The sequence below is a fragment of the Caulobacter sp. GW821-FHT10C03 genome, assembly GCF_059415485.1.
The window spans coordinates 80133-94786 of the sequence record NZ_JBWKNI010000007.1; the positions used below are offsets into that span (position 1 = coordinate 80133).

General features: G+C 66.0%; 26 protein-coding genes and 2 pseudogenes. 7 read left to right on the top strand and 21 right to left on the bottom strand.

All coding sequences use genetic code 11. The features are described 5' to 3' along the window. Positions 1–65 precede the first annotated feature (65 nt). The 20 genes and pseudogenes from AC07NG_RS11285 to AC07NG_RS11380 all read right to left on the bottom strand — a co-directional run bounded on the left by AC07NG_RS11285 (position 66) and on the right by AC07NG_RS11380 (position 9828). A complete protein-coding gene (locus AC07NG_RS11285; RefSeq protein ID WP_494594086.1) occupies positions 66–329 on the bottom strand; it encodes a hypothetical protein in 264 nt (87 codons plus the stop codon). After that, a complete protein-coding gene (locus AC07NG_RS11290) occupies positions 329–712 on the bottom strand; it encodes a hypothetical protein (protein WP_494594088.1) in 384 nt (127 codons plus the stop codon). The genes AC07NG_RS11285 and AC07NG_RS11290 overlap by 1 nt, the downstream gene beginning before the upstream one ends. Further along, complete coding sequence (locus tag AC07NG_RS11295) at positions 709–864, bottom strand: hypothetical protein (RefSeq protein ID WP_494594090.1); 156 nt, start codon at positions 862–864, stop codon at positions 709–711. Before AC07NG_RS11295 ends, AC07NG_RS11290 begins: the two co-directional genes overlap by 4 nt. Continuing rightward, entirely contained in the window at positions 857–1387 is a 531-nt protein-coding gene (locus AC07NG_RS11300; protein ID WP_494594092.1) for a DUF1643 domain-containing protein, read from the bottom strand. Before AC07NG_RS11300 ends, AC07NG_RS11295 begins: the two co-directional genes overlap by 8 nt. After that, positions 1384–1668: a hypothetical protein gene (locus AC07NG_RS11305; protein ID WP_494594094.1), complete on the bottom strand. Its 285-nt coding sequence runs from the start codon at positions 1666–1668 to the stop codon at positions 1384–1386. Before AC07NG_RS11305 ends, AC07NG_RS11300 begins: the two co-directional genes overlap by 4 nt. A gap of 2 nt (positions 1669–1670) precedes the next feature. Next, on the bottom strand, positions 1671–2417 hold the full coding sequence (locus AC07NG_RS11310; RefSeq protein ID WP_494594096.1) for a hypothetical protein: 747 nt from the start codon (positions 2415–2417) through the stop codon (positions 1671–1673). Next, positions 2414–3067, bottom strand: coding sequence for a 5' nucleotidase, NT5C type (locus AC07NG_RS11315; protein ID WP_494594098.1), 654 nt, complete (start codon positions 3065–3067; stop codon positions 2414–2416). The genes AC07NG_RS11310 and AC07NG_RS11315 overlap by 4 nt, the downstream gene beginning before the upstream one ends. Continuing rightward, complete coding sequence (locus AC07NG_RS11320; RefSeq protein WP_494594100.1) at positions 3064–3243, bottom strand: hypothetical protein; 180 nt, start codon at positions 3241–3243, stop codon at positions 3064–3066. Before AC07NG_RS11320 ends, AC07NG_RS11315 begins: the two co-directional genes overlap by 4 nt. A gap of 25 nt (positions 3244–3268) precedes the next feature. After that, entirely contained in the window at positions 3269–4012 is a 744-nt protein-coding gene (locus AC07NG_RS11325; RefSeq protein ID WP_494594102.1) for a hypothetical protein, read from the bottom strand. Continuing rightward, on the bottom strand, positions 3894–4880 hold the full coding sequence (locus AC07NG_RS11330) for a hypothetical protein (protein ID WP_494594104.1): 987 nt from the start codon (positions 4878–4880) through the stop codon (positions 3894–3896). Before AC07NG_RS11330 ends, AC07NG_RS11325 begins: the two co-directional genes overlap by 119 nt. 47 nt (positions 4881–4927) lie before the next feature. Further along, the gene (locus AC07NG_RS11335; protein ID WP_494594106.1) at positions 4928–5563 is read right to left on the bottom strand and encodes a helix-turn-helix domain-containing protein; all 636 of its coding nucleotides are present in this window, start codon (positions 5561–5563) and stop codon (positions 4928–4930) included. Beyond that, entirely contained in the window at positions 5560–6945 is a 1386-nt protein-coding gene (locus AC07NG_RS11340) for a DNA-methyltransferase (protein ID WP_494594108.1), read from the bottom strand. The genes AC07NG_RS11335 and AC07NG_RS11340 overlap by 4 nt, the downstream gene beginning before the upstream one ends. Continuing rightward, positions 6942–7286 carry a hypothetical protein gene (locus AC07NG_RS11345; RefSeq protein ID WP_492854796.1) on the bottom strand — a complete coding sequence of 115 codons (345 nt, stop codon included), beginning with the start codon at positions 7284–7286 and terminating at the stop codon, positions 6942–6944. Before AC07NG_RS11345 ends, AC07NG_RS11340 begins: the two co-directional genes overlap by 4 nt. Then, positions 7283–7510, bottom strand: a complete 228-nt coding sequence (locus tag AC07NG_RS11350) for a hypothetical protein (protein ID WP_494594110.1) — start codon at positions 7508–7510, stop codon at positions 7283–7285. The genes AC07NG_RS11345 and AC07NG_RS11350 overlap by 4 nt, the downstream gene beginning before the upstream one ends. Continuing rightward, positions 7507–7920: a hypothetical protein gene (locus AC07NG_RS11355; protein ID WP_494594112.1), complete on the bottom strand. Its 414-nt coding sequence runs from the start codon at positions 7918–7920 to the stop codon at positions 7507–7509. Before AC07NG_RS11355 ends, AC07NG_RS11350 begins: the two co-directional genes overlap by 4 nt. Positions 7921–7951: 31 nt before the next feature. Continuing rightward, complete coding sequence (locus AC07NG_RS11360) at positions 7952–8113, bottom strand: hypothetical protein (RefSeq protein WP_494594114.1); 162 nt, start codon at positions 8111–8113, stop codon at positions 7952–7954. Positions 8114–8482: 369 nt separating this feature from the next. After that, positions 8483–8677 (bottom strand): annotated as a pseudogene (locus AC07NG_RS11365) (DNA translocase FtsK); the annotation flags it as partial. A gap of 159 nt (positions 8678–8836) precedes the next feature. Continuing rightward, a pseudogene (gene gapR, locus AC07NG_RS11370) lies at positions 8837–9094 on the bottom strand (nucleoid-associated protein GapR); the annotation flags it as partial. Positions 9095–9096: 2 nt separating this feature from the next. Beyond that, positions 9097–9336: an acyl carrier protein gene (locus AC07NG_RS11375; protein WP_494594116.1), complete on the bottom strand. Its 240-nt coding sequence runs from the start codon at positions 9334–9336 to the stop codon at positions 9097–9099. A 48-nt stretch (positions 9337–9384) separates the two neighbouring features. After that, positions 9385–9828: a hypothetical protein gene (locus AC07NG_RS11380; RefSeq protein WP_494594118.1), complete on the bottom strand. Its 444-nt coding sequence runs from the start codon at positions 9826–9828 to the stop codon at positions 9385–9387. Between the two features lie 590 nt (positions 9829–10418). Here AC07NG_RS11380 and AC07NG_RS11385 point away from each other — a divergent pair. Together AC07NG_RS11385 and AC07NG_RS11390 are read left to right on the top strand one after the other, a co-directional pair. Then, positions 10419–10655 carry a hypothetical protein gene (locus AC07NG_RS11385; RefSeq protein ID WP_492854786.1) on the top strand — a complete coding sequence of 79 codons (237 nt, stop codon included), beginning with the start codon at positions 10419–10421 and terminating at the stop codon, positions 10653–10655. Between the two features lie 45 nt (positions 10656–10700). Continuing rightward, on the top strand, positions 10701–10946 hold the full coding sequence (locus AC07NG_RS11390) for a hypothetical protein (protein ID WP_494594120.1): 246 nt from the start codon (positions 10701–10703) through the stop codon (positions 10944–10946). A gap of 84 nt (positions 10947–11030) precedes the next feature. On the opposite strand, the gene AC07NG_RS11395 is transcribed toward AC07NG_RS11390, so the two are convergent. After that, entirely contained in the window at positions 11031–11246 is a 216-nt protein-coding gene (locus tag AC07NG_RS11395) for a helix-turn-helix domain-containing protein (RefSeq protein ID WP_494594122.1), read from the bottom strand. Between AC07NG_RS11395 and AC07NG_RS11400 the strand changes: the two genes are divergently transcribed. The 5 genes from AC07NG_RS11400 (at position 11245) to AC07NG_RS11420 (ending at position 14482) form a co-directional block, all read left to right on the top strand. Beyond that, positions 11245–11997 (top strand): XRE family transcriptional regulator, encoded by a 753-nt coding sequence (locus AC07NG_RS11400; protein WP_494594124.1) that lies wholly within the window; start codon positions 11245–11247, stop codon positions 11995–11997. The genes AC07NG_RS11395 and AC07NG_RS11400 overlap by 2 nt on opposite strands. Before the next feature lie 456 nt (positions 11998–12453). Beyond that, positions 12454–13395, top strand: a complete 942-nt coding sequence (locus tag AC07NG_RS11405) for a KilA-N domain-containing protein (RefSeq protein ID WP_494594126.1) — start codon at positions 12454–12456, stop codon at positions 13393–13395. 230 nt (positions 13396–13625) lie between these two features. Next, positions 13626–13916, top strand: a complete 291-nt coding sequence (locus AC07NG_RS11410) for a hypothetical protein (protein WP_494594128.1) — start codon at positions 13626–13628, stop codon at positions 13914–13916. A gap of 3 nt (positions 13917–13919) precedes the next feature. Beyond that, positions 13920–14147, top strand: coding sequence for a hypothetical protein (locus tag AC07NG_RS11415; RefSeq protein WP_494594130.1), 228 nt, complete (start codon positions 13920–13922; stop codon positions 14145–14147). Continuing rightward, positions 14147–14482 carry a hypothetical protein gene (locus AC07NG_RS11420; protein ID WP_494594132.1) on the top strand — a complete coding sequence of 112 codons (336 nt, stop codon included), beginning with the start codon at positions 14147–14149 and terminating at the stop codon, positions 14480–14482. Before AC07NG_RS11415 ends, AC07NG_RS11420 begins: the two co-directional genes overlap by 1 nt. Positions 14483–14654: the final 172 nt, after the last annotated feature.

A 14654-nucleotide genomic window follows, 5' to 3' on the forward strand; every position in this document is an offset into this window, starting at 1 on the left:
CGATCGTCGCCGGGAGAAACGGCATCCTAACTGAAAGCGCCTCGCCAGTCACCACAAATCATAGGTCAAGCCAGATCTTGGAAGCGCTGCGCAGCCGTCCTGAACAGGGCGAAGGCAGTCTCCAGCGGCATCCACCCGGCATCGTAAGGCTCATCGCCCCAAGGCTCGCCATAGGACCACTCCGGTTTCATGACCACATCGCCACCGATGTTCAGCCGCCAAGCCTGCCCCCTGGCGCGGAAGTAGAAAGGCTTGCCGTTGATGGTGCCCTCCCCCTGAACGGGGCAATTGCCGCCGAAGGCGTCGATGATGATGGTGGGTTCAGTCATCAGAGGTCGATCCAGATCATGGGAGGGATGCGAAGCTGTTCGCGCAGGTAGTGGACGGCCTCGCGAAAGGCCCTCCCCTCCTGGCTGTTGGGCCGGCCGTAGACGGCTCGCGGCAAGGCGTCCGTCACCGTGACACGGGCAAACGACGGGCCGCGCACTGCGTCGGCGCCCAACTCGGGCCACCACGCCACGAGGTTGTCGCTCTGGCGGTGACGCCGGTCTCGCTTGAAGCCCGCGCTCATGGCGTGGTGGTAGCTGACGAAGAGCACGATCTCAGGCGGCGTTCGATCGAGGATGACCTGCTCTGTGGCTGCCTGAACTTGTATTGCCGCCATGCGCGCAGTCTTGCCGCCGCCTGCGCCGCCTCCATAGGTTTTGGTCATAAGCGGCGCTCCAGCCGTTTGCGCATCTCGCGGACGCGCTCGACCCCTTCCGGGCCTAGATGATCGAGGACGATACGGGCCGTTGCCACAGTGATCAGGGCCATGGCCGAGACGCCGATGAGTTGCACCGCGCCGATGAGCAGATCACGCACCCCGCCCCTCCCAAGGCATGAACGGCGCGCTGTTGCGCAGGTAGAGCGGATGTCGCGGGTGACCAGCAGCGGTGACGCCCAGGCACTGGAGCACCACCCCGGCCCGGGCGGCCAGTTGGGCGACCTCTCGCGACCGGCCGCGATAGTCGCCATGGACGCCCCATCCGGCGCAGATCACGCCAGCCCGCAGGGCGAAGCCCGCCGACGAGGCGCGTCGGAACGCGCCGACCAGGCGCTCATCGTTCAGCGGCCCAACCGGATCGGCCGCCGCCTTCATGTCGTCCGGATCGGTGGCGCAGTACGCGAAGATGTTCAGCACCTCCAGACCGCCGAAGCCCTGGCGCCGAGCGCGGGCCTCGCAGCGGCCCACCGTCGGGTCGTTGTCGCTCTCGTCGGCAGTCGAGGGGTTCAGCATCACCATGACCAGCGGCGCTCGGGTGCGGTCCCAGGTGCGCCACAAGCGGTAGCGCCACGTCCGGCATGGCGAGAACTCGGCGCCGCGGTCTTCGAAGAGGTCGGTCACGCCGCCTCCTCCTCAGTTCGGGCCTGCTCGATCGCCGCATCCTCCGCTGCGCTGAGCGCCTCTCGTGCCCTGGCGATGTTCTTCAGGGCGTGGTCGGTGATCTTCGTCCAGGCCTCATCGAGGGCCGCCTTCGCCCTAGTGAAGTCAGTTTCCCCTCTCGCGATGTCCCGGCCGACGCTGTAGCCCACGCCAGCTAGGGCACTGACGGTGTCGCCGAGATTGCGGGTCGCCGCTTGGGTCCAGGCTAGCGCCGTGATGGCGTGGTCGTTCGGATCAGCCATCGCTAGAGCTCCGCCTTCTGGGCGGTGACGGCGGCCGCCTTTAAGGCCCGAAGCTCGCCCATCGTCGCGTCGATCGGCACAACTAGGTCATCGCTGACGTTCGGATTGTCGGTGCAGAGGTTCGGCGGGATGAACCCTAAGGCCGCCCGGACCAAATCTTCGACCGCCTCGTCACGGGCGTCGTCGGCCAGCATCGCATCAGCCATGTCGCCGTAATCGGTGTCGTCCCAGATCACGCCGAGGCCGCCACACTCGCTGCAGCCGCCGCCGGGCTGGCAGCGGAACGTCCCACTGAAGGGGTAGTCGCGCTCCGAGACGTGACCATCTGCGCCTTCCTGGCAGCCGGTGCAGGCGCGCCAGAAGCCGCTGCCATCGTTCAGCACCTCGGCGATCCGGCCTCGTTCTTCGGCCTTGGTCAGGGCGTCGACGACTACATTCGCGTCGGCTTGGGCGCGCAGGTACTTGAGTTGGCCTAGAACGCACGCGACTGACTCGCCGAAGCTCATCCAGTTCTTGATCTCATTGAGCGGCAGGCCGGCTTCATCCCAAGCCTCAAGCTCCTTGATCGACGAGACGACGTCCTGTTCGCGCCAGGGCACCACCGGCATTGGCTGGGGTGATGCTGGGCGCTCGCCTTCCCGCACGGCGTTGATGAGGGCGGCCAGGTCGGAACTGAAGGCGACAGGCCACCGGACGTGCGCCTTGATCATCTCAAGGTCGCGATCATTGAGGGTATAGTCCTGGGTCATGCGGCCCTCGAAGTCTGCAGTTGCGGATAGTGCGCCCAGAGCGCCGCCAGGGACGTCTCTGCGCAGTGGTGGGTGATGAAGACGCCGCCCATCTCGATCCACCGGTGGCGGTGTTGGGCCCAGTCGTCGATCAGGACGTCACCGGCGCGCGCGTGGTCGCGCTTGTCGGCTGACCGGCAGGTGATGACGGGCACGCCTGGGAAGTGCTCCTCGGCCCAGGCCACCTTCTGGGCCTCCGCCCAGTTGCCGCGCGGACAACCGGTCAGGATCGTCGGGGTGAGGTGGCGGACGCCCTCGTACAGCGCCCGTGCGTCAGCCATGACGGGCAGGTTGCGGTAGAAGTCGCCCTTGGCCTCCAGCATGCGCCAGAACACGTCCGAGCCCATCCTTGCCTCATATGCCCTCGGCGGCATCCCGAAGTAATCCAGGGCGTACGCGTCGAAATCAGCCAGGACGCCGTCGCAGTCTAGGAAGACCTGCGGCTGCGCCGGTGTGAACGCCCGCAGGGCCACATCCGCCAGTTCCAGTGCCCGTTGTCGGCCCATCGGGGTAAGGATATCCCAGCACGCGGCGTCGGTTAGGTCGCTACAGCCATGGAGGTTCGTTCGCCCCAGCTTCATGGCCAGGATTTCGCGATTGGTCGCGGTCATGCAGGCTCCTTCGGCTGTTCCGGATGGGCGACAGCCTCACAGTGGTTGATGAGGTGGCGATGATTCTGGAGCTTTCGGCCGATGGCCGACATGCGTTCCATATCGTCTGGATCGAGGCGTTCGCCGTCGAAGAGCTTGAGGAGGGTCTTGGCCTCCTGGGTGTTCAGTTGGATCATGATTTTCCCCGACTGGATGGGTGGGCTAGGGATTGGTGGACGCGGCCTTGGCGGCCAGATGGGCGCGCATGGCGGGCGTCAGGCCTGTCTCGTCGGCGGCGCCGGCGGTGCTGGGCATGGAGGGGCGACGAGCGGCTTCCCGCTTCCGACGCGCCTCGTCCTTCGCCATGAAATCCCGGGCCTGACGGCGGATCCGCTCGCGCTCAGCGGCGCTCGGCTGCGGCGGCGGGCGGTGGATGACGGCGCCGAAGTTGAACGGCGTTTCCAGGGCCGGCTTCGGCCGTTCGAATTCCACGGCCTGCCGGGCGCGATCATAGGCCCTGACGGCCTTGTTTTCGGTCGAGCGAGCGATCTGCCGGAGCTTCGCCGGCTTCGGCAGGAACTCGATATCCGGATCGTGGAGGATCGCGTCCATCGCCGCCTCCAGGGCGGAGGCGGAGACGTCGGCGAGCACCTGATGGTAGTCGAGCCAGAACGACGCCCATTCCGTCTTCGAGCGCTGGGGCTGGCGGAAGGTCGAGAACTTCGACGCGATGATCACCTCGCGCTGTTTGTCCGTCGGTGGCTCGATGGCGCGGGCGCGGATCGCGGGCAGCGCCGCCCGGCATTCGGCCAGCAGCGCCGGCGATTTGACAATCTCTTCCACGATATCAGAAGTCGCTAGGGTTCCGATTTGCTCGGACCCCAGCAGCGATTTCAGATCCAGCGATAGCCCGCTCAAGATTTGCTTGGTGCTGTTCGAGTTTTGCGTTGCTGGAAGGCTGGACATACGCGGGCTCCTCCGCATGACGGGCGATTTCGGCGCGGCGCTGGACGACCATCTGCGCGGCGCGGGTGAGGTAGGCTTGGGGGTCGCTGGTGCCCTTGACCTGGCAGCCGACGACGGCAGTCAGCATCTCGGAGGCGTTGAGCTTGTTGCGGGCCAGAAGACCGCCGAAGAAGGCGCGAGCCTTGGCGTTGGTCAGGCGGCCGCGCTCCACCAGGATCGTTGTCGCGAGATCCCAGGCGGTCTTGTTCGGGTCGTCCAACGCTGAAGAGGGTTTACCCTCTTCAGTTAGATTCCCTGTCTCTGTCCCTGTCTCTGTCTTTTGGGATCCCGACGGGGTCCGGGCGGCGTCCCGATGGGCTCCCGGCGGGAGATCGTCGGGAGTGCTGGCAGGAAGGTCGTCGTTCGCCGCAACCGCCTTAGCCGCAAGGGCGCGCCGCACCTTGGCGATGGTCTTGGACTTGGGATTCAGCACCTCAAGCAAGACCACGGCCGCTTCCATCTCCGCGTACAGCGGCGAAGCATCAAACGCGTGTTTGTATCGCTTGGCGTTGCCGGCGCCGCTCGAAATGCGTTGAGAGATCTTCTCCAGCCACGCCACGAGCGCCTGCTCGGCGACCATGGGATGGTAGAGCCGACCGTCGTCGCAGACCACGAAGCCGCGCATGGCGGCGGCCTTATGCTTGCGGAACGCCTTCACGTCCCGGCCCAGGCCGGCCAGCCGCGCCAGAGCGCCGTCGCTATCCGGCAGCGACCCGGCGGGCACCTGATGCCAGGCCGCGCTCCAGAGCATGACCGCATACCAGCAGGCCTCAGGATCGGACTCGCCGACGAGGTCGCTGTCGCGTAGCCGGGCCACATGCAGGGGCATGAAAGGGAAGTCCTGCAGGTCACAATCCGCAGGGGTCAGGGGCCTACTCACGCCGCCTCCTTCAGGGCTTTCGCCGTTCGCATTTCGTGTGCTCTCGCCCCGTGCAGGACGGTTGTGTGATCCCGGCTGAAGACCTTTCCGATACGCGGCAGGCTGTAGCCGGCCTGGACCATCAGCCACATGGCGTGCTGGCGGGGGACGGAGACGTCGCGGCTACGCTCGGGGCCAGATAGAAGCGAAATCGAAACGCCATAGGCGCGGCCGACCCGCTTCAAGATGTCGAACATGCCGTCGGGAACAGATCGGGGCCGTGGCGGCTCCGGTAGCGGGGCCGGCTCCTCCGGAGGAATCAGTTCCAGCGGGGCACGCTCAAGTGCGGCTTCGGCTAAGAGCGGCTGGAGGCCGGACAAAGGCTCGATCGGGCGCCGGGCGGCCAGCCGTCGCACGGCAACGATGAGGTGCGCCAAGAGCGCCTCGTCGGCGTGGCTTTCCTCCTCCAACATCGCAAAGTAGGACTCGGCCTCTCCCACCGCTTCGGCCATCACACGGTCACGGGCCGGCATTTCATGGGTGAGCCTCGTCGAGAAGACGCCCGGCGACGCCCCTATGAGGTCGGCGAGGTCCGGCCGCCGAATGCCGAGATTGGCCAGGCGATCTAGGAAGGCTTTTTCCGCGCGGATCATGCGGCGTCGCCTCCGAACAGGGGGAGGTCGTCGGAGTTGGCCGCCTGTGGCGTGGCGCGATGGACCTCCTGGTCACGCAGCCGCCCCTCACCGCGATAGTAGGCGACCTTGCGTTCGATCTCAGCGACGTACTTGGCCTCGCGTTCGATCAGGATGGAGTCGAAGCCCTCGACCATGGCGGCCACGCCCGTCGAGCCGCTGCCAGCGAAGGCGTCTAGCACCACGCCGCCGTGCGGCGTCACCATTCGGACCAGCCAGCGCATCAAGGCGATGGGCTTCACCGTCGGATGCTTGGAGCCCATGCGGTCATCAGCGTCAGCCTTAGCGCTGTAGAAGAAGCGCGATGCCGAGCCAGTGTCGCCACGACGTTGACCCGGCAGGGCGGCGAAATTCGTAGCGCCCTCCGCCTCGTATCGACGACTGGCCGAGGCCTCGCCCTCCCTCGTCATCTTTCCGTAGACGCCGTTGGTCTTTGGTCCTGGCTTGTCTGAAATCGGAGCTTGCTGACCCGGTGCATCTGGAAAGGCGGCCACGACGAGATCGCTACCGTCATGGACGACATTGGCCGGCCAGCGGCCGCGCGCGTCACCGCCTCGCGGGCCAGGCGTTGGGGCGAAGTTGGTCGAGCCCCTCTCGCTATAGCGGCGATCGGCCGATACCTCACCTTCGCGCTGCCCGCCACTACCGAGACCGATCCGGCAGGCGTCGATATTGAGCGCTCCGCAGCCGTGCGAGAGCACGCCGTCGAGCACCGACCCGGACAGCGGCTTGCGCGCCATGATGATGGGCTCGATCGCGGGCTTGAGGGCCGTTCCCCAGCCTTCGAAGGTTTGGCCCGAAGCCAGGGCCGACAGCGGCGGCACGTTGTGCGACTTCGGGAAGCCGGACCCGAAGATCCACGCCAGTTCGCCCCCGAACTGCGAGTCCTCGACGCAGCGCAGGAACTGCGTCCGCTGCTCATCGTCGAGCGAGGCGACGAAGTTGACGACGTGCGTGTCCGCCGCGATCAGTTCGACGATGCGGTCGCGCACCTCGAAGCCCGCAGTCTCGATCGCCATGGCGAGGTGATGCACGGCGCGGCCGGCGCCGAACGCCAGCAGATGAGCGCCAGGCTTCAGGACCCGCAGCACCTCCCGCCAGAACTCTGGGTCGAACGCCGTTTCGCCGGTGTCCCAGGCCTCGCCCATGAACCCGGCCGAGGCGCGGCGATAGACGCCGGTGGCGCCGTCGCTCTTAGCCTCGGCAGAGCCTTCCTTGCCGAACCGCTTCTGGATCGACACGAAGGCATAAGGGGGGTCCATGACGGCGGCGTCGATGCTGGCGTCAGCGATCGACTTCAGCACCTCGCGGCTGTCGCCGTGGTGGATGGTGACGGACTTCACGCCCCCTCCCCTCCGTTGTCGTTGTCGAAGAGCCGTTCAGCCTGGGCGCGCTTGGCGGCCTTGAGGCTGAACGCGGGTAGGTCGGGGCCTCGCTGGGCAGACAGGCCGGCCAGGAACCCTGTAGCCTCCACGTCGCCACGAAGCTCGACATAGCGGTCGGCGGCGCGGCCAAGCAGCAGCTCCAGGGCGCGCTGCTGGCGGGCAGGTGTCAGGGCGCCCAGCAGGCCCGTCAGGCAGGTGGCGACCATGGCGCCGAGCAGGCCGTCCTCGGCCCGTTTCTCCGCGCGCTGACGCTCGCTGTCGACCTTCCGGATCACCCGAGCTTCGTGGGAGGCGGTCATGCTGCCAGGCCCCAACCGCGCCCAAGAGCGCGCCACCGGGCGAGATCGGCCCTGGTCGCGGCGTCCTGGCCCAGGAAGATCGCGGACGCCCGCTCCTCGCCATACGCTTGGAGATAGCGGCGATGGGCTGCCTCGGCGCGCAGTTGGTGGACAGGCTCGGCGCCACGCTCATACTGCCTGCCGATCGCCGGCTCTCTAGTCGGATAAACGTAGGGCTCGCTCATTGAACCGCTTCCGGCAGGGCGGCGCGGCCTTCATCGGTCAGGGTGACGATGCCGGTGGCCCGGTCCTTCTCCAGAAGCCCGGCGATGCTGGCCTTGGAGATCAGGTCGTTGAGGCTGTCGCGGCCGATCCCGGTCCGCTCGACGAGCCGGTCCATCGAACAGGCGCCGCGGCTCAAGGCCTGGAGCAGCTTCATCCGGCGCTCGCCAAAGCGCGACGCGCTGGCGAGTTCATGGGGCTTGACCATGGACCGGCGGATGGCCTCGGCGCGGATCAGGCGGTCCGGCTCGGGACCGTCATTGGGCAAGCGCACCACACGGGCCGGCCGGCGGTCCCGGTCGTTGCGGCGGAAGGAGACTTGGTTGTGGGCGGCGTCGCGGCGCACCGCGAAGGGTTGGATGACGCGGGTCATGTTGACCTCAAATCTTGGGGTGGCGCCGGCCTTAGGTCCGGCTCTTGGGGGGATTGGCGGCAAGCTCGGCGGCCAGGCGCGCATGGATGTCGCCCCGCGCCTTCGCCAGGGCCGGACCGAACTGCGGCGCGTTGCGACCGACGGCTCTGGCGATCAGCTGCTCGCGGGTGAGGACAGGGCGCGGCCGGGTCATGGAACGCGCTCCAGCCAGCGGATCACGAGGCTGGCGATGAGGTCGCCGCACCGGTCCAACAGGAACCAGAGGGCGATCATGGCGGCCAGAAAGGCGGCGGCCTCAATGATCATTGGCCAGCCCTCCAGAAGGACGACCAAACCCAGGCCAGCAGAGCCCACATGACGGCGCAGTAGATCGCCACCGCCCAACGCAGCCGCAAACGCTCAACCCTCGTCACGGCGCCGCTATGAACGGACCTCAACCGAGTGCGTTTCGAGATGGCAGGCGTCTTGCCCGAGACTTGGCGTCCCGATGAAAAAAGAGCGGGGACCGCGCCGGTCGTGGCGCCATCGCCGATGAGGATGGGGAGAACGGCGCGGTCCATGGTCAGGCCGCTTCGCCGACTGCGACCAGGATCTCGCGCTTGCCGGCGTGATTGGGCGGGCCGACAACGCCATCGCGCTCCATCCGCTCCATCAAGGCGGCGGCGTGGTTGTAGTTCAGCTGAAGACGGCGCTGGATGTAGCTGGTCGAGGCCTTGCCATCCCGCCTGATGACGGCGACGGCTTGGTCGTAGAGCGCCTGTTCGGCATCGGCGCCGTGGCGAATACGCTCGCCCACCGCCAGTTCGTCCGGCGTGATCGTGGCGGCGCCGGCCGCTGTGGTCACGGTAATGGTGACGGCGCCAGGATCCGCTTCGGCGCGCGAGGTCTGCGGCTCGAACGCCGGCAGGCCGCCCTCGACGGCCGACAGATAGAGATCGGTGATCGCGTCTTCTTCTTGACGCTTGGCGCGGTCCTGCTTCAGCAGGCGGACCACCTTCTTGAGCACCCTGACGTCGAAGCCGTTGCCCTTGGCTTCGGCGTAGACCTCTTTGATTTGGGCGGCGATCTCTTCCTTCTCGATCTCCAACCGGTTCACCCGGTCGATGATCGACTTCAACTGGCCCTGGGCGGTGGAGTTCAGAACGTCGGCGTGGGGGATGGCGTCGTCAGCCATGGTCACGCCTCCGCCAGCTTGGAGACGAGATTGACGGCCTGGCCGAACGTGTTCACCCCGTCCCAGGCCTCGTCGCTGATTTCGATGTCGAACTCGTCTTCGGCGGCGAGGACGATCTCGACGCTGTCGAGGCTGTCGGCGCCGAGGTCGCTGGAGAAGCTGGCCCCTTCGACGATCTTGTCGTGGGTGATGCTCAGTTGATCGGCGACGATCTTCTGGAGCCGGTCTTTGATGTCGGACATTGCTGCCCCCTCTTGATGCGCCGGCCGAAGCCCCCGGCGCGGTGGGCTTCAGTCGGCGCCGCGGAAGGCGCGCGTTTCGATGGGCCGGCGGCCGCTCAGTCGGGCGGCGGACCGGTCTTCAGTTGCAAGTAGACCCGCCGGAAGATGAGGACGAGCGCCCTCAACCTTGCGACGACGCTCCCTCGCTTCTTGGAGCTGGTTTTCAAGCGCTCTGACCTCTTCTTCAAGGCGAGCGACCGTCTCGTCGATCTCAGGTGCAAAGACCGCGTCGATCACTTCGCGGCCGAAGCTGCGAGCGATGGCGGCCCAGTGCCGGGAGTTCGGCCAGTGGCCGTTCAGAATGTTCTCCGCCGTCTTCGGCGTGCAGTCGATTTGGCGAGCCAGGCGCTTGGCCTGGTGCTCGCCGTTGAGGGCCCGGCGCAGGTAGTGCGCGAGCCGCTCGCGAGGTTCGTAGGGTTCTGGCCCCATGAAAGTCAGATCCGCCAATGCCATTAGGAGACGTGCTCCACGACAGGGGCGGACGTGGCTTGGAGGGCCATCGAATGGGGATTGGAGCGCAAACGCCGGCCGACGCGGCCTTCTGCGAAGCGCTCAAGCTTCTGATGACGACGGTGGACTACCGACAGGTCGCGCTCGAGCGACCGGACTGCGCCCGGGGCCTGACGGCCTGGGCGGATCATCATCGCGCCACGGCAATGGCGGGAATGATGAGTGGCTTGGACATCGCGCCCAGCCGATGAAGGAACGACGAGATCGAACGCGCGCGGATGGTTGCAGCCATCCGTGCGCTTCGCCGTGCGCGAAAGGGGTAGGCGCGCGAGCATCCGGGGGGCATGAGCCCGCGCGCCTGGGTCACCAGCCGAACGGCTGGTGTCGCAAAGACCCGCGCGGCGGGGGGCAATCCGCGCGGCCTGCGTTGGGAACTGGAACTGCGCCCCGGTCATGGCTACGCCTCGCGCGCCACGTGAGCGACGAAACGTCGCATCGGCTTCGAAAACAACCGGCGTTCGATGACACCGTGTCGCAGCCGGTAACCATGCTTTGCGCGGGGAAAAGCTTCGCCGTTGCGATAAGAAACGGGCATGACAGACAGCCCGGTTTCCCCCGAGCCGACGCCGGAATTCCAAGCCCTCTCAATGGTCTTGGCGGCGTGGCTTTCAATGCAGACGCCGCAGGCGCGCGACGCCTTCGGCATGGCGCTGCTGCGGGTCTTGGACCATGCAGAGGCCGAACCTCTTGGCGAGGCGGACGGCGCGCAGGCGCGCGCCTGGGTGAAGGCGCTCGTCCGAGAGATCCGGAAAACGCCCGCCGCAGCTTGACCTTGACGGTAGCCCGTGCACCACTTGCCACCTTGGGGGTAGTGCATGGCGACCGGGATTATCAGCATCAACGCGCTATTTGCCCGGCCGTCGGGCGCGCGGCAGGCCTTGGCCACACCTGCGCCCAAAAAGGTGGTCGCCATTGAGGGGGAGCGCTTCAAATGCCGGGCGGAAAAGCGCTCGGCCCTCGCAGCCCTTGCCGATCCGTCAGGGCGCGATGCGGTCGCGCGGATGTTTATCCTCGCCAAGTGTGGCTCATGCGCGATTTGCGCGGACATGGTCGCCAGCTGAGGCTTTAATCGGGCAACAAAAGACGCCCAGCGACGGCCAGCTAGCTCGACCTGCGCGGGACCGCTCTGTGTCCTACCCATTTGCTCAGACCCCCACTTCGGGGCTTACCGCACCATCGCGCTCATCGCGGACAATCCAGGCGTCCGCAGGAACACCGAACTCGCGCTCGATCTTCACCGCCACCTCCAGCGAGGGGCGCTTGCCTTTGTTCAGCAGCTCAAATGCGTAGGACCTGCTCAGCCCCAACTTGTGCGACAGGTCGGTCGCTCTCAGGTCCGCAATGTCTGTAGGGTTCACCATGGGTCGGAAGTTCGCACACAGCGAACTCCAACACAAGCGCATTGTTCGCTGTCAGCGTGACGACTTCACTGCCGCCATTTCGCACACTGCGAACATGGAAGATCAAAAGGTTTTCGGCGCCAACCTAAAGGCGGCTCGCAAAGCTAAGGGGATGACGCAGGATCAGCTTGCGGCCGCCGCCGACACGTCGAAGGGCTACGTCAGCGATCTGGAGGGCGGAAAGCGCCCTATACCACCAGGCTCCATGCTCCAGCGCTTGTCGCTAGCCCTCGAGGTCTCGGTGGGCGAGTTGGTGGGCTCCGGATCACGCAGTACGTCGGAGGCTCTAGTCAGGGTCATGGGGCGAGTTGGCGCTAACCCCGATGGGGCCGTCGTGATGACCACGGCCCACGACAACTGGGACATGGCACCGCCGCCGCCTGGTGCTACGTCCAATTCTGTCGCCCTCGAAGTGCGAGGTGACTCTATGCACACCTTCGCCGAAGACGGTTCACTGATCTATTTCGAACACCAGCGCACCCCGCCGGGACCCGACATGCTCGGTTACCCTTGCGTAGTCGAAACGGAAGATGGTCGGATTCTCGTAAAGCGCCTTCTTCGCGGATCCGCGCCAGGCCTTTACGATCTTGAGTCGATCGCTGGCCCGACCATTCCGGACGTTCGGCTGCGATGGGCAGCCGAGATTACGGCAATCGTGCCTCCGCGACAGGCTCGCCGGATCATCATCCGAGGCGCTGAAACAGCCGCGTGACCCAGTCATGCCAGCGTGAACCCGCCCCACACTTTCAGCCGAAAATCGCATCAAACATTTGTTTGATGAAACTGCATCAGATTCTGTTTTCATTTCCCATGGCTGAGACGCGCGAGCGCCCGACCAGAACGGAAAAGTCCTCGCAAAATTCTAAAAAGCCAATCTATTCAATAACACTGACCTCCCGACGGGAGCCCACGGGGAGTCCCGATGGGATCGCCACGGGATCTCGGCGGGGGTCCCGGCGGAAATCCCGCTGAGATCCCAAGAGACAGAGACAGGGACAGAGACAGGGAATCTAAGAGAAGAACCTATCGGTTCTCACCTAAGCGCGGCGCGCTCGTGTTGCCGATGTGTTCTGCGCTTGCGATCGACCCGACGTTTGTGCAAATCGACTTGTGGTCTCACTGCAGGCCGCGGCGAGTTCGGCGCCGTAGATGGTGGCGGTCGGGCTCGATGCGTACTTTCGACCTGGCCGCCTCCACCGTGATCGACAGTCCCGAGCCTGTCGCTGCACTGGAAGCCAAGATGGTTCGCAAAAGCCGCGCCGAGGGCGCGCACGACCCCAAGCCTTTCGACTATCGCGCAGCGCCCGGTCCTGAGCCGATCGCGGCTAACGCGCCTGCCCTCAGCTTCAACGGCGCCGTGATCCATGAGAAGGGGGCGATGATCTCGCTCACCGACATGTGGCGCGCGGCGGGCTCGATGGAGAACCGTGAGCCCTTTAACTGGGCGCGCTTCGAAGGTCGCGCCTTCGTGGAGGCCGTGGGGTTGGCCCATAACCTGAGCGATACACAGGTTATGACCACGAAGCGCGGCAAGGGCGGCTCCACCTTCGCCCACTGGCAGATTGCTCTGGCCTACGCCAAGTATCTCAGCCCTCAATTCCACATGTGGTGCAACACCGTGGTGCGGGCGCATATGGAAGGCGCGGCCGCGCCGGCTCAACTTGACGCCACGACACTAGAACTGATCCGCCGGATCGACGGCATCTCTCGGATGCTGTCGCACAAGGTCACCGAGATCGAGAAAACGGTCGCTCTGAACCAAAGTGTCGATCAGACCGTGATGCAGCTAGTGGAGAAGAAGTTCGCCGAACTGCAGATGACTACCGTCTACGACCTCACGGCCGGCAAGGTCGTCGCCATGGCAGGTCTGACCGACATGAAAGGCCTGCGCCGACTGCCTCGTCGTGTTTCCGACCGCCTGCGACAGCTGCACGCCGAACAAGGCAAGGTCGTGCGACAGGCAAGCCTGGGGAAGACGCGCGCCTACGTCTTCGATGAGGAGCTATGCCGCAAATGGCTTGCCGCCGGCGGCAAAGAACAGATCTCCACCTGGGCTCAGCAGATGCGGAGCCAGAGGCAGGGCGTCCTCAAGCTCGTTCCCAAGGACTAGCGACAATGACAACGCCGCCTCTCGGGCGGCCAAACGATTCCAGCGCCCGAAACTGTGGTTTGGGGCTGCCCCCAGGTTTCGGGACAGCCCGCCCGCGGTTGCCGACGGTTTGGCCATGATGGTCAAGCCTCGGCAAGCGGCGCCAAAAGTTCGCCCTCTGCGAACTTAATCGTTGCGCACGAGTTCGCTGTGTGCGAACTTGGTCCTGTCACCGAGACAGGAGCCACCCAGTGCGCACCACCAACACCCGGACCGAGCAGGACGCCCTCGCGCAGATCGACCGCGCGTTCGGCCTGAACCGCCCGCGCCGCGCCGCGCCGCCGGCCGCTACGCTCGACCAGAGCAAGGACCCCGGCTTCAACGCCAGCATGGGCGTGATCTACTCGCCCCTGGCTCGGACCGAGGCCCTGGCCGCCAGTCTTGAAGCTCAGGGCGTCGTGATCGTCCGTGAAGAAGGCGGCGTGATCCGCACCATGACCCCGGCCGAGAAGGCCGCGGCCGCCATGAAAAAGGCGGCCTGACCCATGGCCTACACCCCCTCCCTCATCGAAATCCGCGCCCTTCATGTCCAGAAGGCCGCGCGCCTCCGCCGCAGCGCGGAGGAATACGCCGCCAAGGGTCTGGAGGTCTTCGCCGCCTGCGATCAGGCCGAAGCCGACCGCGCCCAGGCCACCGCCAACAGCATCAGTGTCGCCATGCGCGCCGCCGCCCTGGCCGGTGCCTCGGTTCAGGCTTTCGGGAGGGCTGCGTAATGGCCCTCGACCACGGGATCCTGAACGTCCCGCTGTCCAAGCGTGGGAACATCGACGCGGAGATTGACCGCTACAAGGCCGAACAGGCCCGGTCGACGAAGGCCCGGCTGAAGGCGGCCCGCCAGCGCCACCGCGACGCCCTGGAACTGGCCAAGGCCGCCATCGCCGCCGTTTCCGACGAGCGAATGGCCGAGTTGGGCAAGCCCTACGGCCTCACCGTCAAGCAGACCCGCGCCCAATTTCTCCGCGCCGCCCAGGTGAACCCCGAACGGGTCGCCCGAGGCATGCAGCGCGATATCGCCTCCTCCGCCAACCGCACCAACATCGAGGACTGATCGATGACCATCCAGAAGCACGAAGGCAATCTGACGATCACGGCCGACAACGCCGCGCTCTACGCCAACCTCCACGAAGTGACGGGCTACCTGTGGGTCAGCGCCGACTTCCAGGCCCCGGTGCTCACCTCGGTGGGCGGCTACCTGTCGGTCAGGGCCGACTTCCAGGCCC

Coding starts and splice junctions, on each gene's coding strand:
- AC07NG_RS11285 (WP_494594086.1), bottom strand. CDS start 329: ATGACTGAACCCACCATCATCATCGACGCCTTCGGCGGCAATTGCCCC.
- AC07NG_RS11290 (WP_494594088.1), bottom strand. CDS start 712: ATGACCAAAACCTATGGAGGCGGCGCAGGCGGCGGCAAGACTGCGCGC.
- AC07NG_RS11305 (WP_494594094.1), bottom strand. CDS start 1,668: ATGGCTGATCCGAACGACCACGCCATCACGGCGCTAGCCTGGACCCAA.
- AC07NG_RS11310 (WP_494594096.1), bottom strand. CDS start 2,417: ATGACCCAGGACTATACCCTCAATGATCGCGACCTTGAGATGATCAAG.
- AC07NG_RS11315 (WP_494594098.1), bottom strand. CDS start 3,067: ATGACCGCGACCAATCGCGAAATCCTGGCCATGAAGCTGGGGCGAACG.
- AC07NG_RS11320 (WP_494594100.1), bottom strand. CDS start 3,243: ATGATCCAACTGAACACCCAGGAGGCCAAGACCCTCCTCAAGCTCTTC.
- AC07NG_RS11325 (WP_494594102.1), bottom strand. CDS start 4,012: ATGTCCAGCCTTCCAGCAACGCAAAACTCGAACAGCACCAAGCAAATC.
- AC07NG_RS11330 (WP_494594104.1), bottom strand. CDS start 4,880: ATGCCCCTGCATGTGGCCCGGCTACGCGACAGCGACCTCGTCGGCGAG.
- AC07NG_RS11335 (WP_494594106.1), bottom strand. CDS start 5,563: ATGATCCGCGCGGAAAAAGCCTTCCTAGATCGCCTGGCCAATCTCGGC.
- AC07NG_RS11345 (WP_492854796.1), bottom strand. CDS start 7,286: ATGACCGCCTCCCACGAAGCTCGGGTGATCCGGAAGGTCGACAGCGAG.
- AC07NG_RS11350 (WP_494594110.1), bottom strand. CDS start 7,510: ATGAGCGAGCCCTACGTTTATCCGACTAGAGAGCCGGCGATCGGCAGG.
- AC07NG_RS11355 (WP_494594112.1), bottom strand. CDS start 7,920: ATGACCCGCGTCATCCAACCCTTCGCGGTGCGCCGCGACGCCGCCCAC.
- AC07NG_RS11360 (WP_494594114.1), bottom strand. CDS start 8,113: ATGACCCGGCCGCGCCCTGTCCTCACCCGCGAGCAGCTGATCGCCAGA.
- AC07NG_RS11375 (WP_494594116.1), bottom strand. CDS start 9,336: ATGTCCGACATCAAAGACCGGCTCCAGAAGATCGTCGCCGATCAACTG.
- AC07NG_RS11380 (WP_494594118.1), bottom strand. CDS start 9,828: ATGGCATTGGCGGATCTGACTTTCATGGGGCCAGAACCCTACGAACCT.
- AC07NG_RS11385 (WP_492854786.1), top strand. CDS start 10,419: ATGACAGACAGCCCGGTTTCCCCCGAGCCGACGCCGGAATTCCAAGCC.
- AC07NG_RS11390 (WP_494594120.1), top strand. CDS start 10,701: ATGGCGACCGGGATTATCAGCATCAACGCGCTATTTGCCCGGCCGTCG.
- AC07NG_RS11400 (WP_494594124.1), top strand. CDS start 11,245: ATGGGTCGGAAGTTCGCACACAGCGAACTCCAACACAAGCGCATTGTT.
- AC07NG_RS11395 (WP_494594122.1), bottom strand. CDS start 11,246: ATGGTGAACCCTACAGACATTGCGGACCTGAGAGCGACCGACCTGTCG.
- AC07NG_RS11405 (WP_494594126.1), top strand. CDS start 12,454: ATGCGTACTTTCGACCTGGCCGCCTCCACCGTGATCGACAGTCCCGAG.
- AC07NG_RS11415 (WP_494594130.1), top strand. CDS start 13,920: ATGGCCTACACCCCCTCCCTCATCGAAATCCGCGCCCTTCATGTCCAG.
- AC07NG_RS11420 (WP_494594132.1), top strand. CDS start 14,147: ATGGCCCTCGACCACGGGATCCTGAACGTCCCGCTGTCCAAGCGTGGG.